The organism is Acinetobacter tjernbergiae DSM 14971 = CIP 107465 (genome assembly GCF_000374425.1).
Lineage (GTDB): Bacteria > Pseudomonadota > Gammaproteobacteria > Pseudomonadales > Moraxellaceae > Acinetobacter > Acinetobacter tjernbergiae.
In genome coordinates, this window is record NZ_KB894364.1 from 54,521 (window position 1) to 81,007 (window position 26,487).

The 26,487-nt window shown below is 37.0% G+C and carries 21 protein-coding genes; 14 read left to right on the top strand and 7 right to left on the bottom strand.

Annotation, left to right across the window (positions count from 1 at the left end; all coding sequences use genetic code 11):
• Nucleotides 1-102 precede the first annotated feature (102 nt).
• From C502_RS0110225 to C502_RS0110240, 4 genes are read left to right on the top strand one after another with little or no spacing between them, the layout of a single operon-like run.
• A complete protein-coding gene (locus C502_RS0110225) occupies nucleotides 103-906 on the top strand; it encodes a heteromeric transposase endonuclease subunit TnsA (protein ID WP_018678730.1) in 804 nt (267 codons plus the stop codon).
• Nucleotides 890-3,034 carry a Mu transposase C-terminal domain-containing protein gene (locus C502_RS0110230; protein WP_018678731.1) on the top strand — a complete coding sequence of 715 codons (2,145 nt, stop codon included), beginning with the start codon at nucleotides 890-892 and terminating at the stop codon, nucleotides 3,032-3,034. Before C502_RS0110225 ends, C502_RS0110230 begins: the two co-directional genes overlap by 17 nt.
• Before the next feature lie 29 nt (nucleotides 3,035-3,063).
• Nucleotides 3,064-4,746, top strand: coding sequence for an AAA family ATPase (locus tag C502_RS0110235; protein WP_018678732.1), 1,683 nt, complete (start codon nucleotides 3,064-3,066; stop codon nucleotides 4,744-4,746).
• A 2-nt stretch (nucleotides 4,747-4,748) separates the two neighbouring features.
• Complete coding sequence (locus tag C502_RS0110240; protein ID WP_018678733.1) at nucleotides 4,749-6,251, top strand: TnsD family Tn7-like transposition protein; 1,503 nt, start codon at nucleotides 4,749-4,751, stop codon at nucleotides 6,249-6,251.
• A 59-nt stretch (nucleotides 6,252-6,310) separates the two neighbouring features.
• Here the strand turns inward: C502_RS0110240 and C502_RS0110245 are convergent, their stop codons facing one another.
• The 4 genes from C502_RS0110245 to C502_RS0110265 form a co-directional block, all read right to left on the bottom strand.
• The gene (locus C502_RS0110245; RefSeq protein ID WP_018678734.1) at nucleotides 6,311-6,592 is read right to left on the bottom strand and encodes a hypothetical protein; all 282 of its coding nucleotides are present in this window, start codon (nucleotides 6,590-6,592) and stop codon (nucleotides 6,311-6,313) included.
• Between the two features lie 293 nt (nucleotides 6,593-6,885).
• The gene (locus C502_RS0110255; RefSeq protein ID WP_018678736.1) at nucleotides 6,886-8,250 is read right to left on the bottom strand and encodes a sensor histidine kinase; all 1,365 of its coding nucleotides are present in this window, start codon (nucleotides 8,248-8,250) and stop codon (nucleotides 6,886-6,888) included.
• Complete coding sequence (locus tag C502_RS0110260) at nucleotides 8,207-8,905, bottom strand: response regulator transcription factor (RefSeq protein ID WP_018678737.1); 699 nt, start codon at nucleotides 8,903-8,905, stop codon at nucleotides 8,207-8,209. Before C502_RS0110260 ends, C502_RS0110255 begins: the two co-directional genes overlap by 44 nt.
• An 11-nt stretch (nucleotides 8,906-8,916) precedes the next feature.
• Complete coding sequence (locus C502_RS0110265; RefSeq protein WP_018678738.1) at nucleotides 8,917-9,741, bottom strand: MipA/OmpV family protein; 825 nt, start codon at nucleotides 9,739-9,741, stop codon at nucleotides 8,917-8,919.
• A 215-nt stretch (nucleotides 9,742-9,956) separates the two neighbouring features.
• Here C502_RS0110265 and C502_RS0110270 point away from each other — a divergent pair, with 215 nt between their 5' ends.
• From C502_RS0110270 to C502_RS0110305, 8 genes are all read left to right on the top strand, one after another.
• Nucleotides 9,957-11,078 carry an efflux RND transporter periplasmic adaptor subunit gene (locus C502_RS0110270; RefSeq protein ID WP_018678739.1) on the top strand — a complete coding sequence of 374 codons (1,122 nt, stop codon included), beginning with the start codon at nucleotides 9,957-9,959 and terminating at the stop codon, nucleotides 11,076-11,078.
• Entirely contained in the window at nucleotides 11,068-14,157 is a 3,090-nt protein-coding gene (locus C502_RS0110275; protein WP_018678740.1) for an efflux RND transporter permease subunit, read from the top strand. The genes C502_RS0110270 and C502_RS0110275 overlap by 11 nt, the downstream gene beginning before the upstream one ends.
• A 14-nt stretch (nucleotides 14,158-14,171) precedes the next feature.
• Nucleotides 14,172-15,152, top strand: coding sequence for an aspartyl/asparaginyl beta-hydroxylase domain-containing protein (locus C502_RS0110280; RefSeq protein ID WP_018678741.1), 981 nt, complete (start codon nucleotides 14,172-14,174; stop codon nucleotides 15,150-15,152).
• 77 nt (nucleotides 15,153-15,229) lie between these two features.
• Nucleotides 15,230-16,828: a Tn7-like element transposition protein TnsE gene (locus C502_RS0110285; protein WP_026315779.1), complete on the top strand. Its 1,599-nt coding sequence runs from the start codon at nucleotides 15,230-15,232 to the stop codon at nucleotides 16,826-16,828.
• A 165-nt stretch (nucleotides 16,829-16,993) separates the two neighbouring features.
• Nucleotides 16,994-18,382, top strand: a complete 1,389-nt coding sequence (locus C502_RS0110290) for a TRM11 family methyltransferase (RefSeq protein WP_228129333.1) — start codon at nucleotides 16,994-16,996, stop codon at nucleotides 18,380-18,382.
• An 85-nt stretch (nucleotides 18,383-18,467) separates the two neighbouring features.
• Nucleotides 18,468-19,430: a phosphoribosyltransferase-like protein gene (locus C502_RS0110295; RefSeq protein ID WP_409360633.1), complete on the top strand. Its 963-nt coding sequence runs from the start codon at nucleotides 18,468-18,470 to the stop codon at nucleotides 19,428-19,430.
• Complete coding sequence (locus C502_RS0110300) at nucleotides 19,402-21,456, top strand: ORC-CDC6 family AAA ATPase (RefSeq protein WP_154650415.1); 2,055 nt, start codon at nucleotides 19,402-19,404, stop codon at nucleotides 21,454-21,456. The genes C502_RS0110295 and C502_RS0110300 overlap by 29 nt, the downstream gene beginning before the upstream one ends.
• Nucleotides 21,453-22,427, top strand: a complete 975-nt coding sequence (locus tag C502_RS0110305; RefSeq protein WP_018678746.1) for a hypothetical protein — start codon at nucleotides 21,453-21,455, stop codon at nucleotides 22,425-22,427. Before C502_RS0110300 ends, C502_RS0110305 begins: the two co-directional genes overlap by 4 nt.
• A 212-nt stretch (nucleotides 22,428-22,639) precedes the next feature.
• Here C502_RS0110305 and C502_RS0110310 read toward each other — a convergent pair whose 3' ends face one another.
• The 3 genes from C502_RS0110310 to pncA all read right to left on the bottom strand — a co-directional run bounded on the left by C502_RS0110310 (nucleotide 22,640) and on the right by pncA (nucleotide 24,675).
• On the bottom strand, nucleotides 22,640-23,269 hold the full coding sequence (locus C502_RS0110310; protein ID WP_018678747.1) for a YitT family protein: 630 nt from the start codon (nucleotides 23,267-23,269) through the stop codon (nucleotides 22,640-22,642).
• Nucleotides 23,270-23,482: 213 nt separating this feature from the next.
• Nucleotides 23,483-23,947 (bottom strand): Lrp/AsnC family transcriptional regulator, encoded by a 465-nt coding sequence (locus C502_RS0110315; RefSeq protein WP_018678748.1) that lies wholly within the window; start codon nucleotides 23,945-23,947, stop codon nucleotides 23,483-23,485.
• Between the two features lie 95 nt (nucleotides 23,948-24,042).
• Nucleotides 24,043-24,675: a bifunctional nicotinamidase/pyrazinamidase gene (gene pncA, locus C502_RS0110320; RefSeq protein ID WP_018678749.1), complete on the bottom strand. Its 633-nt coding sequence runs from the start codon at nucleotides 24,673-24,675 to the stop codon at nucleotides 24,043-24,045.
• A gap of 288 nt (nucleotides 24,676-24,963) precedes the next feature.
• Here pncA and dapA point away from each other — a divergent pair, with 288 nt between their 5' ends.
• Nucleotides 24,964-25,857: a 4-hydroxy-tetrahydrodipicolinate synthase gene (dapA, locus tag C502_RS0110325; RefSeq protein WP_018678750.1), complete on the top strand. Its 894-nt coding sequence runs from the start codon at nucleotides 24,964-24,966 to the stop codon at nucleotides 25,855-25,857.
• Nucleotides 25,858-25,869: 12 nt separating this feature from the next.
• Complete coding sequence (locus C502_RS0110330; protein WP_026315781.1) at nucleotides 25,870-26,472, top strand: hypothetical protein; 603 nt, start codon at nucleotides 25,870-25,872, stop codon at nucleotides 26,470-26,472.
• Nucleotides 26,473-26,487 lie beyond the last annotated feature (15 nt).

A 26,487-nucleotide genomic window follows, 5' to 3' on the forward strand; every position in this document is an offset into this window, starting at 1 on the left:
AAGTAATATAGTTTCATCTTAGGTAATAAAGTATCATCTCATATTGCTCAAATAACAATCGCCTGTTATTCTTAAATTAATGAGAGTAGCAGGCGATTTGCTATGGCGACTGAAAAACAACAAGACAATTGGATTAAAGAAGGTCGTGGTCAGGGCTACCTAAAGAACTATAAACCTTGGGTAACTGTGCGTGATTTTGGCTCAAAAGGTCGCTCACATCGTGTATATGGACATACAACCAAACGTACACATCATTTATTGTCTGATTTAGAACTTGCAACCTTTCTACTTTTAGACTGGAATCCGTCAGTTATTGATATTCGAGAACAGTTTCCTTTACCGCTTCAAGCCACAACCCAAATTGCAGAACAGGCTCAAATTACTCACCCTAGAGTTCGTAATGCCTTACAAATTATGAGTTCGGATTTTTATATAGACCGTAAAGATTCCAAACAACCCAATTTTGTTCTGCAAACGAAATACGTAGCAGATTTGGAAGATATCAGAACCATTGAAAAACTTGAGCTGGAACGAAGATATTGGGAAAGTACAAAGATACCTTGGTACATTCTTACAGAAAAAGATATTCCTGCCACTGTACTTCACAATATCAAATGGCTCTATCCTGCCATGAGGGAATCTACTATCCCTGTTTATGAAAAGCTCAATGAATATATCCAGAAATTTACCCAATATCCTCATCTCACATTAATCGAATTAAGTAAAAAAGTAGATCAGGCATATGATTTAGAACTAGGTTCATCTTTATCAGAAATTCGAGAGCTTCTTGCTCAACGTTATTTTATTTTTGATATAACCAAAGACTATAAAAAGCTCAAATTATCTGAAATTACATTAGGTGATATTGAAGTGTGGGAGGAAATTCGCCATGTTTCGAATCAATGATGTTTATAAGCTGCACGATACATCTTTTCGTATCCTTAAAATGACACTTTATCACATCGTATGGATTGATATTGATAGTCAGAGTGCTAACCCCTTTCTGATCGAAAAAAATGAGTTAACTAAATCTATAGAAGCAAACGAAGCTGAATGGATTGAAGACCCCTTTGCAGATATCGCATTGCTAAAAGTTGTTGAGGGTAGTATCCAGCAGCAAAAACGTGATGCTGGAATGGCATTAATCAGACCGCTCATTACACATGATCAATTTTTTGACCCATCTATTCGCTTTGATCTTGTTAAACGTATATTGGAGCAGCAGAAATCTACTCATCAGACGATTTATAGGCTTGCCCGCAGGTATTGGCAACGAGGTCAAATACCTAATGCTCTTATTCCAAGCTATCAAAATTCTGGTGCCAAAGGTAGTAAACGAATTGCCAAAGATAAAAAGCTGGGACGACCTAGAAAATTTATGCCAGGTATAGGGGCACTTATTGATGTAAATATTGAGCGATTATTTAGAATTAACATCAATAAATACATGTTAACCAAGGATAAACATTCTTTAGGTTATGCCTATCGTAAGTTCTATACGATGTATCGTTCATTGTTTTCTGATGTTCAGGATACTGAGATTCCATCAATATGGCAGTTTAAACATTTTTATGAACGTGAATTTCCTAAAGTTGCCCAACTTGCTGCCCGTAGTAATCCAATTCTATATAACAAGGATATTCGGGCACTTCACTCGACAGTGAATACCCAAGTCTTAGGGCCAGGATCACGTTATGAGATTGATGCAACGATTGCCGATATTTATCTTGTTTCAGATTCTGATCGTGCCTGTATTGTGGGAAGACCAACGATTTACTTCATCGCTGATGTATTTAGCAGAATGGTAGTCGGTTTTTATATTGGTTTTGAAAATGCTTCATATGTAACCGCAATGCAGGCTCTACAAGTCGCTGTGACCGATAAAGTTGAGTTATGCAAACAATATGGTTATGAAATTACCAGTGATGAATGGCCTTGTATTGGATTGCCTGATGCGATTTTAGCAGATCGTGGAGAACTATTAGGTCATCAGATTGAGGCACTAGAACATAGTTTTTCAATTCGGATTGAAAATACTGCACCATATCGAGGGGATTTAAAACCTATTGTAGAGCGTTATTTCAGAACTGCTCAGGCAGAATTTAAGCCTTTTGCTTCAGGTGTGGTACAGCCCTTTAAGGAGAAAAAACGAGGTGGTTCGGACTATCGTCTAGATGCTACTTTAACAATTCATGATTTTAAGCAGATTATTATCGGTTCAGTCCTCACCTACAACCTGACACACCAATTAAAAAAGTATGACCGTGATATTGATATGCCAACGGATTTATCTTTAGTTCCGATTCATCTCTGGAACTGGGGTATACAACACCGAGTGGGCAGATTAAAACAGGTTTCCGAAAAGGCATTACGTGTTGCACTGCTTCCTAAAACCAAAGCAACCTTATCTGATCTTGGGCTCAAAATTTTTGGCGTATTCTATTATTGTGCGGAAATTCATCAACAAGGCTGGATGCACCGTAAAAAATCAATCTCAAGACCAGATACTTTACAAGTCGCTTATGATCCAAGTAATGCTGAGATAATTTATGTTTTTTATCAGGAAGATAGCCTACACTATTGGGAAGCTGTACTTGCACCAAGATCAAGAGAATTTACGGGTTGTAGTTTCTGGGAGGTTTGGCAGGTTCAACAGGAACAGAAGCAAACCCAAGCAATTCAAGAGCTGGAAACCAATAAATCTAAAGCTGCTCTTGAAGAGCATATAGAGTCTATTATTGCTCAAGCCAATGCTCAAAAACCAAAGACAGCATCAAGCAAAAAACAACGTGTTACAGGCATTAGGGAAAATCGTCAACGGGAAAAGAATCATGAACGTTTGGCGAGGAAAGCAGATCATCTGAAAAATCCACTTCCTGAACAACCAACTGAAACTGTATCTGAATCAACAAATAACATTATTCAGATGCCTAAGTCCAAACAGAAGCTGGAACATGATGAGGATTACCAACTTACTTTTGGTATTTATCAGGACTTGCTGGAAGATATTGATCACTCAGATAATGAGGATTAATACATCCAGCTCTACTCTAGGATATGTTTATGACAAATCAAAATGATTATGCAGTATATACACCTAGCCCAGTTTCGGATTATCAGGGAAATCCTTTTATCGAGGCTTTGCCACCCATTTTTGAGGCACAGGACACGATTCAAGCGATCAAAGGTTCAATCGAATTTAAACAATCTGATCGGCAGTTACCAAATAATACTCGTGCCCATATTATTTCACAGCTATTTAATAACTTTTTTCATCCTATTCGCAGACACTTAGAATTAGAGCAGAAAATCTCCATCATGCTGAGGAAAGGCTATGTAGGGAGGAATATTGTGACTGGCGACTTTAATCGAATTCTAAACCGTAGCCATCAAATTGCTTTATCCAACAATTTTGAACCAACACCCTCTAATGATGTACGTTCTACAGCGCAGAGCCTTACCTTTATTGGTTTTTCAGGCAGTGGGAAAACCACAACCCTGAACAGAATTTTAAGAAATTACAAACAAAAGATTTACCACCCTGAGCATAACTTTACCCAACTTGTCTATTTAAAAATCGACTGTCCTTACAATGGTTCACTTAAGTCTTTATATTTAAATTTCTTTAGTGCCGTAGATCGTGCATTGGGAACAACTTACGAAAAACAATATACGCAAAAACGCCATAATGAACAAAAGCTATTACAGCTTATGGGGCATATTGCCCATCTTCATGCCATTGGCTTATTAGTCATTGATGAAATTCAACACTTGTTGGCAAATCGATCCAAAAATTCAGATGAGATGCTTAATTTCTTTGTCACTTTAGTCAATGTTTATAGCCTACCCATCGTCATGGTCGGGACACCTAAAGCAATTCAAATCTTTGAGCAGGATCTCCGTTCATCACGTCGAGCGGTAGGTTTGGGTTCAATTCATTGGGAACCGATGAAAAATGAGCCTGCAAACACCACACCAGATGGAAAAGTCAGAAAATCCGAATGGATGACATTTACTGACTCACTCTGGAAATATCAATGGTTGAGAAAATCGGACCCTGTATTGTCTGAAGAATTACGCCAATGCTGGTTTGATCTGAGTCAGGGTATTTTGGACATTGTGGTCAAACTGTTCGTTCTGGCACAGATACGGGCGATTGAATCAGGTTTGGAATGTATTACGGTTAAACTGCTTAAAACCACATTTCAGGAAGATTTTAAACCGATTCATAAAATTATAGATGTTTTACGCTCTGGTGATGCAAGACGAATTGCAGAATATTCCGACTTGATTACACCTGAAGTAGATCGGCAATTATTAAAACTAATCTCCCGAATTGAAGAAAGTAGCCTAGATCAAAATGACCAACTGGCAGAATATCGAAGTCATGCTGAATCCATACGCTTACATAATCTACTGCTTGAGCTTGGTTATGATTCCCAGCTTTTAATTCCTCTTGTTAAAAGAGCATTTAAAGAACATCCAGATCGAAAATTAACTGAGTTACTCCCTATTATTATGCGTTGGTTAAATCAGGATGTTACGCAAGAATCCAGTTCATCGTCATCAAAACCAAAATTATCACAAGGTAAAAGCACCAAACCTGATCAATGGCAAACCTTGGATACGGCAGACTTACGTTTCCAATTCTCACAAAAAGAAAGTGAACATAGCTTTTATGAGCATTTAAAAGCTCAAACCCATATAGTTTTTGATATTGATCACTGGCTCAAACAGGTCAGTTAGCCATGCTAAACTTTCCCATGCCTTACCAACACGAGCTGATTTACAGTACTGTGGCTCGGGCAGGGACTCGTTTGGCTTTAGATAGTCCTAAACAATTACTGGATGAAGTCTTTAAAAATCGTAAGGTGATTGCAACTGTAGATTTACCTTGTCATCTAAACGCTATTATTCATCAGTTTTCGAATCATCAGTTTACCGTTGAAGATATCGCCTATCAGCATACGCTGTTTCCACTCTATGCACCTTTTGTTCCCGAAAAAAGACGACAACAATGTTTAAAATGGATGGCCGATATTTCTCAAGGTTCAATTCATCTTGCATTAGGCATTAATACCTCACGTATCCCACCTATACATAAATTACGTTATTGCCCACAATGTTTGGCAGAACAATTAGAGAAATATGGTGAATATTATTGGTTTCGCTTATGGCAAATACAGGGAGCTTGCTGTCCTTATCATGGAAAACTTGTTGATTCAGAACTAGACCTAAGATCCTTACATCGCCATGCATTTTTAGCACCAAATGATAAACACTGTTCAGAGTCATCCCAAAATCCTGCCATCTCAGATGATGTTTTTCTTACCCACAAAATACTTGAACTCCTCACAATTCCACCTTTTGAATCTCCAACTTATGAGCAGTGGACAATGTTCTATCAGCAGCTTGCAAGACAGAACGATTGTATTCGGGGGAAATGTCATATCTTCTATCCAAATATTCTGGAAAAGATTACAATACGCTGGTCACTGGATCTGCTTAAACAATATCATTTAGATGATTTAATCTCAGAAACCAGTTGGCTACATGGTATTTTTAGGAAACATCGCAAAAGCTTGAATTATCTGGAACATATTATTGCTATTGAATCCCTAATGGATAAAGAATGGTCTTTTGTAGATATATTTAAACAAGTACTATCTTTTAGAAAAACAACCAGAAAAAATCTGTTGTTAAATAATCCCGCCATCCATATTAGCGATTTAATAGATGAATATAGAGAGAAATGGCTAAATCTAGTACAAGAACACAGTATCAAACCAGCTCGCCATTTAAACGCTGCTTTATACGCATGGCTATATCGTAATGATAAAAACTGGTTATTAAATACCAATCTATCTTTTCATCAGAAATTTATTCCTCAAGGTACTAAGGTTGATTGGCATAGCCGTGATCTGTTCTTTGTTAGGCAGTTAATTCAACTTAATCATGAACTCATCTGGGATATAGATAGTCCTAGACGCTCAACAAAATGGTGGATGAAGCAAACTTCTTATATATCAACCATTGAGAAAAATTTAGATATGCTGCCTTTAACCAAGTTATTTTTAGAGAAATATAGTGAAGATATTGGGACATATCAGATTAGACGTTTAACCAAAACTTTCATTGAGATGAAAATAAAGGGAGAAGTTCTGCCTCGTTGGAGGATTCTACGCAAAGCAGGTCTAAGTGATGAGCGTATGGTTTCGGAAGCTAGTCGATTTCTGCTCAATGTATTGTAAAAAGTTGAAATGAGATAAGAGTCCACCATTAGATAGCATGGACTCCTTTTTAAAGTTATTTAATAGCCCAGTTTTTTTTCAATTGCAGCAATTAGGTCATCACGATACACCACTGACGATAAACTATCAGCATGTAAAGCATCTTCAATTTTATGAACATCTGCAACTTTTGTTAGAGAATGCTTCTCCATAAATTTTTTGATAAAATAAACAACTTCGTAACCCTCATCTTTATCTACTTTAATACGATCAGACTTCCCCTTATAAGGTGCATCCCCATCATCTCTAGACCATGTATAATCATATTTATAAGTTTGTAAACTTTCTTTAATTGTTGGCATATTTTTGCCTCATAATGTCAATGAATTTAAAAGGCAAAATTTGCCTTGCTATTGTTCAATATGGCTACATTCAACAATTATTCAACCATCATCAGCAAAATTTTTTTATTTCTAGACTACTTTTATATATAAAATTATCTGTTACTACTAAACGGAATATTTTGAATGCAACTCTAAGTAAAGAAAGACTTATGGAAGAAGCCAATCCTTTTTTAAATTTTCTTGTGCCTTAGAGTCTTTACAACAAAAAAGTATGTTATGTAAAAATATCATTCACGAAACTAGCCCTCAAATTAGACCGATACCCTAAAACATAACCCAGGGAAAACATTTGCTACTGTGAGCTGCCAACCGTGAGCAGTAGCAATTTCCTGACAAATGGATAAGCCAAGCCCTGCACCATAATCTCGACGATGAGCACCTCGCCAAAATCGGATAAATAGTTTTGCCAGTTCATCCTCTTTAACTCCATGACCGTGGTCACGGATGCTTATTTGATTCGCATTGATATGAATATGAATTTCCGTATTTTCGGGGGCATGTTGTATCGCATTTTCTAATAAATTTTTTAATAGAATGAATAAAGCAGAAGTATCCGCTTGCCAATTTACATTTTCACTTTGAATGATTCTAATCTGAATCTTGGCTCGGTTTGCCATAGGTTGTAGATATTGCACCACATCATCCAGCATATTTTGCAGATTCACCTCTTTTAAACTATAGTTTTGTACTTCACTAACTTCGGCGAGCAGTAACAATTGCTGTACTTGCCTTGCCATATGTTCAACGTCATTTAACAGTATTTGACGGTCTTCGCTGGGGGCTTCCAGTTCGATTTGTCCTCGAATCAGTGCCAAGGGGGTTTTTAATTCATGTGCTGCGGTTGCCAAAAATTCTTGTTGATGATGATAACCTTGTTCCAGTCTGTCTAAAACTCGATTGAAACCCTCAACCAAAGGCACAATTTCTAAGGGTACTTTTTCCACTAAAAGCCGTTCGTGCAGTGAGCGTGGGGAAATCGCAGTCGCAGATTCTGAAATTTTGCGTAACGGTTTTAGGGTATGTTTAAGGGTAAAATAGGCACATAATCCAAACACGATACATAATACAAAACTAAAAAGCATCATCCCCAACCACATAAAGGGTAAGGCAAATCCTCGATGTAAAAGGTAATGTAATCTTGCACTGACTGCAAATTGTAGATACCAGTTTTTATTCTGATTTTGAATTAAAGCCGTTGCAGCATATACCACACCACTATCATTTTTAAACTGGAAAGGTTGCTGATTTTCTAAGGTCTGAATATCGACACTACGCCAAAAATTTTCATCTGCACCAGAAGATAAAAAGGTCGTTCCATTTTCATCTAGTATGCGATAAGCAGTTTCCTGTTTTAGGCTGTCAAATATCCAAGATAAGTTGCCCTCCATATCATCGGCAAAGCCAATCGGTGTGCCTGTTTGGTCAAAAACGACATTTTTTGCTTGTTCATAAGTTAATGCAGCGACATCAGAACTGGCAAAATAATGACTTCTGATGACCACCCACCAAAATGCAATCAGTGAAACCAGTATAATGCTGAATATCACCCCAACCACATAGGCAAAAATGATTTTAAAACTCAGGCTTTTTAACCACTGCAATTTCACGAAGTGCATAACCAAGATTTCTCATATTCACAATGCCTAGACTGGAATCAATCACACCCAGTTTTTTGCGTAAACGATGTAAGACCACATCTAGTGCATTCGGTGTAACGGCTTCACTCAATCCCCAACCTGCTGCTTCCAGTGCATGGTGACGAATCACATCAGCTTTTTTCTGTACAAATAACAGCATAATTTGCAGCTCGGCTGGAGCAAGTTTAACCTGCTTATCATGGCAACACATCACACTGATTTCGGGCTTAATGCAAATATCGTGATATTGCGGTTCAAGTATAATACTCACCGCAGGTCGGCGTAATAATGCTCTGACCCGAGCCACCATTTCTTCCATTTCAAAAGGTTTGGGTAAATAGTCATCTGCCCCAGCTTCAAGCCCTTCAACACGGTCATGCAGAATATCCCGTGCGGTTAATATCAAACACGGAATATTATGATTTGCTTGGCGTAATCTTTTTAGCAGTATGAGTCCATCACCATCAGGCAAGCCACGGTCTAAAATTAATGCCTGATAAGGAATTTTCTGTATCGCTGCCCAAGCCGTATCAATACGTTCAAAGACATCAACTGCAATACCCGCAATGTTTAATTTTTTGCAGACCAATGTTGCAAGGCGTTCATGGTCTTCAACTAAAATGATTCTATACATAAGCGGTTACATTAGAAACGATGCAGATAACCCAACATGATACGATTTTCCATAGAACTATCCACGATAGGGCTATCTTTAATCTCATCTGACAGGTTGGTGACCGCAACATCAATAAACATCGAATTTTTCATATCAAACAAATACATACCTCTCATCCCATATTCAACTTGAAATGCGGAATCGCCATGATATTCAGGGCGGTCAGGACGAGCTTCATGTTGACGAACACCATAAGTATAATCTACATATTTTTTATCTAAAAACGTTCCTGTGACATAAGGGGTTAGCATCACACGTTCAGCGATATGAAAGGTTTTTTCCAAGCCTAAACTGGCACGTTGTCCTTTACTTTTGCCTGATACATCAGCAAGCCAAGCGGCATTTACATCAACAATATCATTTTTCCATTCTACTTTCGCACCTGCCCACACGCCACCTTTGCGTTGCTGCATACCATTTAAAATAGGGGTGTCTTTAATGTCATCTTTATCGTAAGCACCAAAATCATACTCGGCAGACAGATTAAAATTTAATTCTTGTGATTCATCAAGTTGCAAGCTCGGTAGTTTAAAATCCAGTGTTGGACCAAATAAACGGATATATTGATTTTCTGCTTGAATAATCGGAATCGCCATTGTTTTACGGTCAATGTCTTTATATGGTTTTTGACTGGTTATCCCTGCAATACCCAAGCCAAATTCCCAACCGTCTTGCTCGGGCGGCTGTGCAAGGCTTGACATCGAACATGCAACTGCACTTATCAATAGTGCTGTCATTTTTAGCTTACTTTGAACCACGCCCTGAAATTTGTGAATAGTAGAAAATAAGTACATTGAAGTTCTCCTCATGAAATTTTCACTAGCTTCAGGGAAAGTGACTTACTGCATACTTACGCTTTTCTTTTTAAGCCTTTTTAACTGCGTTATTTTTCAGTAAGCATTGAGAAAGTTTCAATCTTGCATAGTGGTCACATCATTTTGCGTATTCCTGTTTTATCGAAATTATGGAAACGCATGAGATATGAATACGACACGAGCAGACAAACTTTATGAAATTACGGCATCGTCTTATGACTTGCATTGTTGTGTTAGGCATTGCGATATTTTTAATGATATGGCGACTTCCCTCAACATCTGTCCCCCCCGTTACAGAGGAAAAACCTGTACTCAGTGTAGAAATTATTTCTCCACAACAGAATATTGTACCGCAGACCATTATGGCAAACGGCAATATTATGGCATGGCAGGAAGCCAGTATTGGAACAGAAGCCAATGGGCTTCGCTTGATTGATGTAAAGGTCAATATTGGCGATACGGTAAAGCGTGGTCAGTTATTGTCAAGTTTTGCAACCGATACCATTCAAGCCGAATTGGTACAAAGTCGAGCAACTGTCAGTGAAGCCACCGTTGCTTTAGCCGATGCCGCAGCAAATGCCCAGCGTGCCAAATTATTAAAAGACACTGGGGCAGTCTCTGCTCAGGAAATACAGCAACTTATCAATACTGAACGAGCAGCCCAAGCACGTTTGGACAGTGCTTTAGCACTGGAAAAAATATACCAGCTAAAACTTAAACAAACGCATATTTTAGCCCCTGATGATGGGGTGATTTCGGCTCGCATCGCAACGGTTGGAGCAGTCATGCCCGCAGGTGAGGAATTATTCCGGCTCATTCGCCATGGTCGGTTAGAATGGCGTGCAGAAGTTGCAGAAGCTGACTTGATTCAGCTCAAAGTTGGGCAAACTGCCACATTAACGTTAAGTCATGGCGAAACAATTCAGGGAAAATTACGCAGGATTGCCCCTGTGGTCGATGTGCAAACACGCAATGCGTTGGTCTATGTCGATTTGGTTGCCAATCCTTATGTCAAAATGGGAATGTTTGCCAAAGGTACATTTACCATTGCCCAGAAAAATGCACTCACTCTGCCGCAAAGTGCTGTTTTCATTCAAGATGGCTTTCACTTTGTATTGACGGTCAATGCTAGTTCTCGAGTACAACAAATTCCAGTCAAAATTGGACAATCGTTTGCAAATCAAATTGAAATTATTGAGGGCTTAACCCCCTTGAGCCAAGTCATCGCAACAGGTGGAGGCTTTTTAAGAGAGGGCGATTTGGTACGAGTTTTAGATTCATCAACTGCTCATCGTGAGGTGAATCATGAATTTTAATGTTTCATCTTGGTCAATTCGCAATCCTACCCCTGTCATTCTACTGTTTATTTTACTGACCGTTTTAGGCTTATATAGTTTTAATGCCATACATGTGCAGAACTTTCCTGATATCGAAACACCCACTGTCCTGATTAATACGGAATTATCGGGGGCAACCGCAGAACAATTAGAACATGATGTGGTCAGAAAAATTGAAGATGCTCTTGCAACCCTACAAGGTGTTCAAAATATCCAAAGTCAGATTTCAGACGGTCAGGCAAATATTAGCGTGAGCTTTGAACTGGATAAAAACATTCAACAGGCCGTAGATGAAGTCGATGCTGCTGTCACGCAAATCCGTTCCGATTTACCCACATATCTCACTGACCCGATTGTACAACGTGCCAATATGACGGGAAATACAATTTTAAGTTATACCATCAGCTCCGATAAAATGAATGATGAGGCTTTATCTTGGTTTGTTGAACATCAAGTCAGCAAAGCACTTTTGGCAGTCAAAGGCGTGGGTGGCGTAAAGCGGATTGGTGGGGTTCATCGGGAGATTCGGGTAGACATTGACCCTGTTAAATTGATGGCATTGAATACCACAGTCAATGATATTTCACAGCAATTAAAACACGTCCAACAGGATGCTTCTGCTGGTCGAGCCAGTTTAGGCGATGCTGAACAATTAATCCGTACCTTAGCCACGGTAAAATCTGCCGATGAATTGGCAAAAATGCCGATTCCCTTATTTGATGGTCGGGTGGTACGACTGGAACAGGTGGCAAACATTGATGATGATATTGCAGAACCTGGCTCTATTGTCCTACTCAATGGACAAGCTGTGGTCGGCTTTGAAATTGCCCGTGCAAAATCTGCAAGCGAAACTGAAGTAGCAAAAGATGTTCAGGCAGTTTTAGAGAAATTTCAATCACAACACCCCCATATCCATCTCACAAAAGTTCTGGACTTTGTTGAACCTGTCAATGAGAACTATCACGGTTCAATGATGCTGCTCTATGAGGGTGCATTTTTAGCCATCATCGTGGTTTTCCTGTTTCTACGAGATTGGCGTGCCACGCTGATTTCCGCCATCACTTTACCTCTATCGGTGATTCCGACATTTCTGCTGATTCATTGGCTGGGTTTTAGTCTCAATGTGGTGACACTCTTATCGCTTTCATTGGTTATTGGGGTATTGGTCGATGATGCCATTGTTGAAATCGAAAATATCATGCGGCATTTACGCATGGGTAAAACACCTTATCAGGCTGCGATAGATGCCGCCAATGAAATTGGCTTGGCAGTGATTGCCACAACATTTACCTTAATTGCGGTGTTCTTACCCACTGCATTTATGGGTGGTATTGCAGGTCAATTCTTTATTCAATTTGGCTGGACAGCAGCAATATCAGTGTTTTTTTCATTAGTTGTTGCCCGAATGCTTACACCCATGTTGGCAGCATATTTATTTAAAGTACCAAAATTTAAAGAAAAACAACCCTTTTGGTTAAGTCATTATTTAAAGTGGATAAAAATATGCTTAAAACATCGTTTACTGACGATGGTTGCCGCCTGTACTTTTCTTATCGGTAGTTTATGTCTGATTCCATTTTTAGCCACAGGATTTATGCCGCCTGATGATTTGTCACAAACGCAAGTTACCCTCACTTTACCCTCAGGCAGTCACTTAGAGCAAACCAAAGCGATTGCAGAACAGGCTCGTTTATTACTGGAAAATAATGGCCATGTCACGCAAGTTTATACTTCTATTGGCGAAACCTCAGCACAGAGTGACCCTTTTTCTAGCAGTCAATTTGCTGATGTCAGTCAGGCAACATTGACCATCAATATTTTACCCCGTCAGCAGCGTAAAGGCGTAACTCGACAAGAGATTGAGTCGCAATTTAGGGACGCTTTACAACCATTGGCTGGTGTACGCATCAAAGTCGGAATGGACGATGCCGAAAGCTATGTTTTGGTACTCGCAGGCGAAGATTCCCAACAACTCAACCAATATGCCAGACAGGTTGAACAAGACATTCGTCGTATCGCCAATATTGGTACAGTCACTTCAACGGCAGCACTGGTTCGCCCTGAAATTGTCGTTCGTCCAGATTTTATACGAGCTGCGGATTTAGGGGTCACATCGGCAGCGATTGCGGAAACATTGCGTATTGCGACCAATGGTAATTATGAGCAGGAACTTGCAAAACTCAATCTCACAGAACGGCAAATCCCTGTCCGAGTAAAGTTACAAGCACAGGCTCGCAAAGATTTACATCTCCTTGAAAATCTGCCGATTCCCAGTGCAACAGGCTTTGTCGCTTTAAAAAATGTCGCCACTTTTTCGATGGATAGTAGCTTATCCAAAATTGAACGATATGACCGTATGCGAAATATCAATATCCAAATCGAACTCAATGGACTGGCTTTGGGTGATGTAGAACGCGCAATCCTATCTTTACCCTCTTTACAGCACTTGCCAACAGGCATTGTACATACCACAACAGGCGATGCCGAAGTGATGGGCGAATTATTTCAAAGTTTTGGCTTAGCCATGGCAACGGGTGTGCTGTGTATTTATATGGTTTTGGTATTGCTGTTTAAAGGATTTATTCGACCATTGGTGATTCTCATTGCTTTGGTTTTATCTATTCCTGGTGCATTAATCGCATTATTCATAACGAACTCCCCACTCTCCATGCCATCCATGATTGGTTTAATCATGCTCATGGGTATCTCAACTAAAAATTCGATTCTTTTGATTGACTATATTTTAATCGCACAACATGAACAGGGCTTATCACGTTTTGAAGCCACACTGGATGCGTGTAGAAAACGTGCTCGCCCCATTGTGATGACAACACTTGCTATGGGGGCAGGTATGTTACCGATTGCACTTGGCTTGGGTGCTGACCCAAGTTTTCGTAGTCCTATGGCGATTGTCGTCATTGGTGGATTAATTACATCAACCATTTTAAGCCTGTTGGTCATTCCTGTGGTCTTTACTTATCTGGATGAGATTGAGCAAAAGATATTGGTTTTATTTAACAAAGACCAAGCTCAAGTCATTGAAACCAATGAACTATAATCGGAGCAGCATTCATGAATCCAAGTATAATTGTCATCATTGGCTTAATCATCTATTCGATAAGTGCCATTGCTTATGTATACCATTGGCGAGGTGCAGTGCGTTATGACACATTCTCACAATTTCTAAGAAAAAGTTGGCCAATATTTGCACCATTCAATTGTATTCTTTATATGACTACAAAGAGATCAGCAAAAAATCCGATATTACGTGCTGACTTTTTGCAAAATATCAAAATACTTAGGGATAACTGGCAAATCATTAGAGATGAAGCCCTTGCTATACAATCATTTGGTCTGTTTGATACCATCAAAACTGTTGGTGCAGATGGTTATTATGATGTTGGTTTTCGCACTTTTTATAAGCGAGGCTGGAGTAAATTTTACTTAAAATGGTATGGAACAACGCATCTTTCTGCTCAAAGATTATGTCCTCAAACATTGGATTTACTCAATCAAATCCCTGCCATTCGTGGTGCTATGTTCTCTATTCTACCTGCTGGTTCTGAATTGAGTTTACATTCTGACCCTATAGGTGGCTGTCTCAGATATCATTTAGGTTTAGCAACACCGAACTCTAAAAATTGCCAAATTAATATTGATGGGCAAACCTGTACTTGGTTTGATGGTGAAGATTTTGTATTTGATGAAACCTATCCACATTTTGCATACAACACAACAAATTCAGCACGTTTAATCCTAATGTGTGATGTAGATCGTCCGATGAACATTTTTGGACGAATCTTTAACAGTGGCTATCGCATTCTTGTGAAAGGTACTGTTGTTCCAAACACGCCTGAAGATAAATGCGGTCTCTTTAGTAAGATTTTTAAAAATATTGCGCCATTAAAACAAAAATCACTAAAGTTAAAAGAAAATCATTATAAAACTTATAAATCACTCAAATTTATCTTAAATTCCAGTCTTCTATTTATCATTTTCTTGGCATTATATGGGCTGATTTATTTATTTGAGATGCTTTTTAAAATGCCCTAAAAATAACGTATTTACCATCGGATGGTGAAAGCTACACACATACAAGACTTCATCTGATATTTAAATTTTGGAGAACAATATTGAAAATTAAGAATTTTCCAGAAAATTCCAGAATTACCTTTCTGGGTTCTATTTTTAAAGAGAACAAACAGGTAAACTGGAATATTAATATTGGTTTGGAAAACCATTATACAAACTCGGCTGATTATCAAAAATATATGATAAAACACGCTCGCTTTTCTAATATGCCATTATTGGCCAAAAATAGACGATTTAACCAGACCAAAGAGATTCCACTCTACAATGAATCCATCATCACCATCAAAATTGATGACTTTAAAAATTGGCAGATAACCACAAGTAAATCAGGACAATATCTATTTAGCCATATTGTGAGTGACTTAGAAGAAACATATAAAAATATTCAAATTCATTTACCACACATTGAACTGGCTCGGGTCTTATTCTTCCATAATGCCTATCTATCTCGTGCAGCTTTAACACAAGGAAAACTGACAGCAGAATATTATATTGTGCCTGAAGAACATCAAACGACTATTCACGTCCATGAGTTTTGTGGCTTCCCATCCTATCAATATGATAATGTCGGTATGCGCCGTCTACTTTCATGGATATTACTGGATACTGAGGCACGAGCATCTTATGAGAGTATTTCCAAACATTTTTTAAGTGAACAATTTAGAACTAAAACACAAACTTTTTGGAATTTTATTTTTGCACCTCCCTCACTAAGAGGTGCTGAAATTACAATGAAAGTTTACTTCAGTGAAAAAAATGAACAATATTATGTGAATGAGATCATTGGGATTGCTAATTTACCAACTGATATTTCTAATGAAGTGATTTTTTGTAATCCAAACTTTACCGTAAAAAATAGTTATGAAAAAACAGGTGGAAGTTCTGGAGGACGTACCTCTGCCAATGATGATCCAACCATTGATGATGAAAAAGAGGCAGATAGTGATCGGAAAATTATCAAGATTGAATCTCCAAAAATTGCTATGTTCCTTGCCAGTCCTTATGAAACAAAAAAGGCGACACTTAAACGTTCAGGTAAAAAAGGTATACCGAATCAGAATAATGATGTTGAAATTCTACCCGATCATGGTGTGAGTACAGGTGAAACTACGATCTTTGGTGAAATTGGTCGTGGGGAATTTGAAAATGTTCAGGATGAAAGTGATGATCTTGAATTTTTCATGAAAAGGTTTGAAGCATTCAAAGTCATGATTGAACAATTTGCATCACAACATCGTATTCAGCCCATCATTCATGTACATAAGTTGCCTGCGGTCAATCGTTCTAAGTTACATAGAACTCATGATGGTAATCCGAGGTGTATTATTGAAGTCCAGCTTAGCTTTCAAAGCAAAAAATTTGTCATTCTGGAAATAGATACCAGCGATAATCTGAAGCCTCTTTCTACACTGATTGTCAAAATCTCAGATACAGACTCATGGAACTCACATTTTCCAACTTTTCGGAAACAAGTCGTTAAGCGCTCTTTACGTTGGCCGACAGCCAAGTCGTTACTGGATATAGGGATAAGGAAAACCTTTAATCATCCAAGAAATCTAGCCGAAATGGCTGAATCTGATGAAGAATTTAAAAATTGGCGAATACGACTAGAAGAAACTTTGCTGTCCTTATCCTAAGGATTTCTGACTCAAATTAGGGCATATCTTTTAGGGTATTATCCTTTTTTAAGGATTAAGCTTGATGAAAATCTTTTATTAATTTAAGCTGCTCTTAGTTTTCTAATTTTCCTTAATTTTCATGGAATTCAATTTTGCATAATGGGCGATCTCAATTCAAATCTCATGGCTTTAAGTAGTTATGCACTAGACTCCACAAAAAAGGAAGATTTATTAGATCAATACCTGCAAGAAACCTTATCTCAAATGATGGATGAGTATCATAAAAATCAAACTCCTATAGACATTGATTTTAGAAAACTGATCCATTGGTTAAGAGCAGGCGATCAATTAACTCATCAAATTCACCCATACCCAGCTAAGCTATTACCTCATATTGCATATTTTTTTCTTAAAGCTCATAAAAATCTTACACAAAAATTGGTACTTGACCCTTTTTGTGGATCAGGAACTGTAGCTCTGGAAGCCTCTATACATGGATTTTTACCTCTAGTTGCTGATGCAAATCCTTTAGCACTATTATTGACAAAAGTAAAAACCACTCCCTATTGCATAGAGAAATTGATACGAATCAAGGAAAAAATATCTTATAAATATATAAGGTATAAAGTCGCACCTACAATAGATATAGTAAATCCTGATTTATGGTATCTACCAGAACATAAAAAACGGTTAGAAATTTTATTAAGAACTATTGAAGAAGTAGTGGATCAGGAAGAGAAAGCTTTTTTTAAAATTTGTTTCTCTTCTCTTACTAAAAAAGTTAGTTTCGCTGATCCTGCGATTAGTGTTCCAGTTCGCCTAAAAACTAAAGAGAAGTTTTCCCCTACAATAAATGCACGAATTAATAAAAGGCTGGATTGGATTAAAAGTGCTAATATTATTCAAGAATTTAATATTATTGTGGATGCTAACATTGAGCGAGTAATAGAAACAAATAATAAATATCCAAATCGTTTCACTGCTAAACAAGTTGGTATTGATGCAAGGTCATTATTTACCAATCCTAATGGCTCAATACCAATGCCAGATAACTCTGTGCCTTTAGTCATTACATCTCCACCTTATGGAAGTGCACAAAAGTATGTCAGAGCATCTAGTCTATCTCTAAACTGGTTAGAACTTGCTTCTCCCAAAGAACTTCGCTCTTTAGAAGAAAAATCAATTGGGAGAGAACATCTAAAAAAGACACCTTTATGCTTAGAAGAAAGTAATCTACCTCAAGATTATGTTCAGCTCTTAAAAAAAATTGCTCTTAAAAATGAAGTAAGAGCTCAGATTACTCAAAAATATCTAATTGAAATGTCTCAAGTTGTTGATGAAATTTCCCGAGTGACGGCACCTAATGGGCGTGTTATATTTGTACTTGGTAATAATCAAGTTTGTGGTGAAACTCTGAGAAATGACAGATTCATCATTGAATGTTTCCAAAAACATCATCTAAAACTCAAATTAATTTTAATTGATGACATTAAATCACGAGGTTTAATGACCAAACGGAATCGAACAGCATCTGTAATTTCTCGTGAAACGGTTCTAGTTTTTGAAAAATAGAAGTACGTATTCCATGAGTTTTACTTATTACATGTAATCAGACTGTAGCAACTATGGATATTTTTAATTTTTAAAGGAAGATATGTTGAGACCTGACTTTCAACCTAAATTAGAAGCCTATAAAAACCAGCTCATGAAACTCAGCTCTCATGCTTGGGATTATGATAAGAAATGGCCTGAAATTGAGCAATGGCTTACTAATTTTACTGGTCGCTGCTTCCCAAAAGAGGAAGAATACCTATTAGCCCTCCATTTACTTACACACTTTATCTATTTTGGTAATTCAACTATTAGAGAGATGCTTAAGGCTTGCTATGAAGAGCAATTTATTATCCCCTTAAAACAAGAAATACGTAAAGCAAATGGGGATACCACTGATATTAATTTAATCAACAGTTTATTAATTCAAGAGATCAACAAAACTCTCTTTATTGGTGCTGGAAATCCTTCTGAGAGCGGAGCACATTTGCTTTATTTTTTTAGACAAATGAATGACTTATCAAAAGAAAGATTTTCTGACTTCTATGGAGCATTTTATAAGGATCAAATTTCAAATGAACTCCATCCACAATCAACTTTAATAAACAGGTATATTTTTTTTGACGATTTAGTTGCATCAGGTACCCAAATAACGGACTATTTAAAAGATCGTTTGATACAAATTCGAGCCACTAATCCTTCAATCAAGCTCCAATTTATGTGTCTTTTTGCTACAACTGCTGGACTAGAAGCCCTAAATACCGTTGAAATGTTCAATGGGAATGCTCATTGCTTATTTCATTTAGATGATTCCTATAAGATATTCAGCAAGAAATCTAGAAATTTTAAGTCACTGAGAAAACCTAGTCGTAGAAAACTTAAAAAATTCTGTCAGGTTTATTCAACATATTTGGGCTTTGAGGAACCACATAAATTAGGCTATAAAAATTGCCAATTGATGATTGGATTTTCATATAACACCCCTGACAATACTTTGCCAATATTTTGGGCAAAACACCCAGTTTATTGGACACCAGTTTTTGCTAGATACAGCAAAATATATGCTTGAGGCAATTATGAATTCTGTAAACCCTTTTGGTTCTCTTCGCGCAGCGGAATACACGGATGAACAAATAAATCACTTATGGGTTGATTTTGAGTATGATATTAAGTCCTCTATTTTAGATTTATCAGGTGCAACACCAAAATATATTTTCGGAGGAAAGGGATCAGGTAAAACTCATATTCTTAGATATTATTCATATCTCGTTACTAGACAACGACAGGATGACTTAACGGGTGTAGAAGTCTTAGAGCAACTCGGTGCACTTACTATTTTTTATAGATGTAATCACTTTGGGGCTTCTAAATTTGATTCTTTACCTGAAAACTTAAAACAAATAATATTTCAAGCATATGTAGAATTAACCTTGTTTGAAGCAGTGGTCGAATGTCTAATTGATATTAAAAATACCACAGCTGATTTAGCTCATAATGACGAAGATTTTCTAGCTGAAATTCGTAGAAACATTGGTCATGATTCTTTAAATTCAATCCAAGATCTAGATAGTTTACGAGTTTGGATTTTTGAACATAGGGTTTTAATTGATAGAAACTTAAATAAATTTATTTTTATAAAAAAAGTTGAGCTTTTTGAATCAATATTATTAATAAATAATTTATTTAGCTTTATTAAACCTGCAATAAATATATGGTCAACTTCTTTAACAAATTTTCCTTTAGTTTTCCTTATTGATGAATTTGAAAATTTAGAAAGTAACTATCAAAGTATATTTAATGATTTTGTAAGAATGGCGAATTCATTTGTATCCTTTAGAATTGCAACTAGACCAAATGGGGTAAGAACCAACACAATAACTGGTGTAAATGAGAGTAACCTAAGTGGCCATGAGTTTCTAAAGATAAATTTAGATGAAATACTTATGAGCCAAGATACTAAACACTTTATAAATAATTTTATAGTAAATCGTCTTTATAACAATCCAAATATTCATGTCAAAATTAATGCGAATCAATTATTTGATTCATTAGATACAAGTGGCCTACTACAAGAAGCAATACGTACTTTGGATCTTCCTATTAATAAAATTCTAAAGTTAACAAAAGAAAATTTTATTAGAAGTTTTCCTAGTGATTTTCGTCAATATGCTGATTCCACTTTTTCTGTACTTTGTGATGATATAGATGAGCTTATTCTAAAAAAACTTAATATTTTAAGATTTTGTAAAGAACGTAAAAATAGTACTAATTTCTTAGAAATAGCCCAGCAGATTCATTCTGAAAGCTTAATATATAGAGAAAAAGAACAGCGCCGAACTGGGAAATATGCAACGTCATTCAATCACTACAAGTATGATCTATTTGCACAGATATGCTTGGATGCGAGATATAAGACAAATATCCCATATGCAGGTTTTGAAACAATTTTCAAAATGTCATCTGGAAATCCAAGAAATGTATTAAATATATTAAATAAAATATATGAGTTGTTATCTTTTGAAGGAAAAAGCTTTTATTCTCAAGATAGTATTGATATTGAGACTCAAACAAAAGCAATTAATCAAGCTGCTAAATATTTTGCTGAAGAAGATTCTAATTACGGTTCTTTAAGTGACAAGGCAAAAAAAGCAATGTTTAAATTCGCTGCCTATTTAGCTACAGCAAGATATGCATTAAACATTCCTGAGATCTCTCCTCTTGCAGCAAGCTTTAAGGATGAAGACTTAAATAGAGAAGCAAAAGAAGTCTACAATCTTGCTGTAGAATTCTCTTTAATCCAAGAAATGCCTGATCAAAGATCAGACAGGAATTCAAAACAATTACACAAACTTATCAAACTCAACCCTATGCTATCACCTTTATGGAATTTACCTGTAGTATATCGTGGAGATCTCACTCTAAATGCTGATATTCTAAATGCTATTTTTGACCCTGAGAATACAAGCTTTGATGAGCATCTGAACAGAGTTAAACGGAAATGGAATACTATACATATAGATCAACTAGATACGAATATTAAGCAAAATGTTGGATCTACTGCTAAGCTACCAGAACAAGGGAAGTTACCATTTTGAGTATTATTGATTACGATATTTTCTATCGGGAATTACTACCAGTAGAAAATAATCCAATTAACTCGACTCCTTTCGATATCTTTATATCTGCATTCAATGCAAGTGATAGAGTAAAAGAAGTTTTTGACAAAATTAATAGCTCCCAAAAATATTGGCTAATCCATCCAGAATACCAATTTTCAGATGAAGAACTGACAGAATTTCATGCAACAAGCACAATTAAACCTATAGAATTTGGTGAACAAGATCAAGTTAGCTCTTTATTATCCTCAATAAACATTACAGATATAGAAAACATTAAAATTTGTATTGATAGTACAGGTTTTATGAGAAATGTTTTAGCTCTATTAATAATTACTCTAGGGTATCTGGGATGTAAAAAAATTAGTGTACTTTATTCTGAACCAATACAATATATTGAGAACGAAAATACTCACTTCAGTATCTCGGCTCTTAAAGTCAAAGCTTTAGATGGAACTGCTATTACAATCACAACAAATGCTAAAGACTCATTAATAATGTCTATTGGTTTTGATCATGATTTAATGTCACAAGTTGTTAATGATTATGAAAGTGCCACTTTTTATCCTTTGTATGGTTTTCCCTCTTTAAGTGCTGATATGTTTCAACAGAGTGCTTTTAGATCGAGTAATATTATACCAATAAAGGAGAACGATTTAACTACTCGGAAATTCTTTGCACCAGCAAATGATCCATTTTCAACAGCTAAGCAAATTCAAAGAATTGTAGCTATAATTCATCACAGAGAACAAAATTTAAAACATAATATTTATCTTTGTCCTCTCTCGACGAAAGCACAAGTAATTGGTCATGCTTATTATTGGTGGAAAGAGGGACAACATCAAAGCCAGAATGGAATGATAAATATTATCTTACCCATGTGTATATCATATAAAAGAGAAACAAGTGTTGGATTGCGGCGAGTATGGCAATACACTTTAGAGATGTAGGTACTATCGTATAGCAAATATTAAAGGATGAAACTTTATTACATCTACTTTTTGAAATACGAGAAGAATTTATAATATAGGATGAAACTTTATTTTTCGTAAGAATCTTGCTGAAAACCTAAAATCAATAACTTGTGTTGATTTTAGGATGAAACTTTATTACTTAACCACAGGTTAGCCCTCCTTTCTTATTGCCATCTAATCATAAAATTTTAAGCCACATATCGACTGCTTTTATGATTGAGCAAAATGATTGAATTCAAAATAATAGCCCCTAAAATCGAAACTAGAATCAACTGCCAATCCACAAAGAATAAAGAAGTTAATAAGATCACCACATCTATCGCCATCTGTACTTTTCCTGCTGGAATCTTAAATCGCTCTTGCAAATAAAGCGCGAGCAAATTAACGCCCCCTAAACTGGAACGATGCCGAAAGAGAATCAGAAAACTCACGCCCATCAGAACATTTGCAAAAATGGTGGCATAAATCGGATTTACACTGGATAAATGAAAGAAATGAGGGATGATTTCGGTAAAACCTGCCAACAATGCAACGGCAATAAAGGTTTTAATTACCAATGCCATGCCCATTTTTTGATAAGCAAAATAATAAAACGGAATATTGATCAAGAAAAATAAAATACCGAACTTCAAGTCCGTAATATAGTGAATCAACAACGATAAGCCAGCCGTTCCACCTGTCATAATGCCTGCTTGCTGCAATAGCGTCATCGCAAAAGATAAAATGAATGTTCCGATCAACATCGCCAGTCCATCTTCAATCTTAGAGTGTCGATCAATCACAGGCATGACCATAGATACATTCTGATCGGTATTCATAGCGATAAACTCAATAGGGAAACAACAGCAGAGGGAGCATTCTTTCAATGAAAGATATGGGATATTTGAGCATTTTTATTTATATTTCGCAATTTATTATTATTTATTACCCATAAATACAATTTATATTCAAAATAACTGATTTGAAATGAGCTTTACTCATGCACATCAACCGCATTATTTTGAATATCATTCTCGTGTAGCAAAATCTTGTTATTTAATCGCAATACCATTTTCTTTTAATTTTTCTAGAACAATCGAGGTATTCAGATTACTCACCCCAAAGTTATTGGATGATAGAATTCCGATCAGTTTGACCATTTCATCCAAATTTTTGACTGCGACCTTCAGCGCAAAATCATAACTCCCCGTGAGTTTATGAATATCCTTCACTGCAGGCTCATTTAAAAGAAATTCAATAAAGCGGTCATGAGTTGCATCATTATAATTCTGCAATTTCACTTCAATAATGCCCATGATCGGTGTTGGATCTGCACTCAAAGCAATTTGCGCATAATAGCCCGTAATAATTTTCTTTTGTTCAAGCTGAATTCGACGGCGTGAACATTGAGAGGTTGATAACCCCACTAACTCTGCCAACTCTTGATTAGCCAAACGTCCATTCATCTGTAAATGATGGATAATTTTTTGATCAAAATCGTCTAGTTCTTCAGTCATAAAACGCTCAGTTGTAGTCTTTTAAATAATTCAAATCGCGATCAACACTCACCAGAATTTAAAAGTTTAAGGCTTTTAGATCAGGCATCACAAGTTTAGGACAAAATCGCAGAGGATTGAATCCGATCAATGCCTTGTTCGCGCATGATTTGCCAAGCATGTTGCAAAGAATCATTTAAATCAATCGCTTTACAAGCATCTTCAATCACATAGGTTTTAAAACCCATTTGTGCTGCGTCTAATGCAGTCCATGCGACACAGAAATCTGTGGCGATTCCCACGATATACACCGTATCAATTTGATGTTCTTTTAAATATCCTTTCAGCCCCGTTGGGGTTTTACGATCTGCTTCCATAAATGCAGAATAACTATCAATATCGGGATGAAAACCTTTACGAATAATCAGTTGTGCAGCCGAAATATTTAATTCAGGGTGAAATTCCGCATCGTGACTGCCTTGAACACAATGTTTCGGCCATAACACTTGTGTTCCATACGGCAATTCAATGGTTTCAAATGGCACTTTATTTTCGTGATTGTCCGCAAAGGAAATATGTTGCTCAGGGTGCCAATCCTGCGTCAGCACGACATATTCAAACTTTCTTGTAAGTTGATTAATGACTGGAATAATTTGATCTGCCCCCGCAACTGCCAAATTTCCACCTGGTGTAAACCCATTTTGTACATCAACAACAATTAATGCGACATGATTTGCTTGTTTTCGCATGTGATGACCCAGTCTAAATCTTCTATTTTTACAATACCCTGCTCATTATCATCTGACTAGGTATGTTTCAATTTTTATCGAGCTAAAAATATTCAATACGAAGATGAATTAAAGTTTTCCACAGTTTGACCAAAGCATATTGTTCTTATGCCTCCGATCAGTCATAATTTGCATAATTGTCATTCAACCCAATCAAGTTGTTGAATGACGAACCAAAATACTGCAACCATCCAATATTTCGTTTCACTCACTTCAAATCCGGATGGGAAAATAGGATATTTTTTTAAAATGACTCAGCTAGCACAGAATATTCAAGGCTCAATTGTCGCAATCGTCACCCCTATGTTTGAAGATGGCGGCGTAGATTGGAAGAGTCTTGAGAAGCTCGTTGAGTGGCACATCCAACAAGGTACACATAGTATTGTTGCTGTCGGCACAACGGGCGAAGCGTCTACGTTAAGCATGGAAGAACACACACAAGTCATCAGAGAAGTGATTCGTGTAGCGAATAAACGTATTCCGATTATCGCGGGTACAGGTGCAAACTCAACGCGTGAAGCGATTGAGTTGACCAAAGCTGCGAAAGAGTTAGGTGCTGACGCTGCACTACTCGTGACGCCATATTATAATAAACCAACACAAGAAGGCTTATATCAACACTACAAAGCAATTGCTGAAGCAGTTGATATTCCACAAATTCTTTATAATGTACCAGGTCGTACTGGTGTCGATATGCAAAACGAAACCGTGATTCGTCTTGCAGATATTAAAAACATTGTTGGTGTAAAAGATGCAACAGGCGATGTACCTCGTGGTCAAGCACTCATCGAAGGTTTAAATGGTAAAATCGCAGTTTACTCTGGTGATGATGAGACCGCTTGGGAGCTGATCCTACTTGGCGCGAAAGGCAATATTTCTGTAACTGCGAACGTCGCACCAAAGCAAATGAGCGACATTTGTGAAGCGGCATTGGCTGGAGATAAAGCAAAAGCACAAAGCTTGAATCAACAAATTGCAAATCTACACAATATTTTGTTTTGCGAATCAAACCCAATTCCTGTGAAATGGGCATTGCACGAGATGGGATCAATTGGTACTGGCGTACGCTTACCATTAACCACTCTAGCAGAACAATATCGTGAACCGCTCCGCACTAATTTAAAAGTTGCGGGAATTATTTAATACGAGCAATTTATGATGCAATTACGTCTTGGTGTTGTCCTAGTCATTTCAGCTTTGAGTTTGGCTGGTTGTGGTCGTTTTGCCCTCAATAATCATTCTTTAGATTATAAAAAAGCTCAAGCCCTTGAACCACTCAAATTTCCAGAGGGTGCAACGGTAAGACCATTTACACCATTGTATCCTGCTCCTACGGTTGACCCACTTGCAATTGAGCATGCGCCAAAGCTTGAGAATGAAAGTGGCAATCGTTATGCATTACCTCGTCCAAAGGAAATGCAAAATTCGGCAAATAGCACTGCAAATGCGACAAGTGTGGGGCGTCCACAACTCGTGACTGATGGAAATAAAAATCCATTACTCAAAGTTGAAGGCCCAACAGCAAGTGCTTGGCAATATACTTTTGCAACATTAAGTAGTCTGAACTATAAGGTTGTTTCTCAAGCAGAAAATGGCTATGAAGCAACGATTAAAGTGGGTGAGCAAAATTACTTACTCAAGCTATCAGCTGTAGGTTCAAGCAATACTGTTGCACTATTCAAACTTGACACCACTTTTGCAGACCCTGCTATTGCAACCGAAGTGTTAACCCAGATTTACCAAAATTGGCCAGCCTAGTCGTTTACTAGGCAT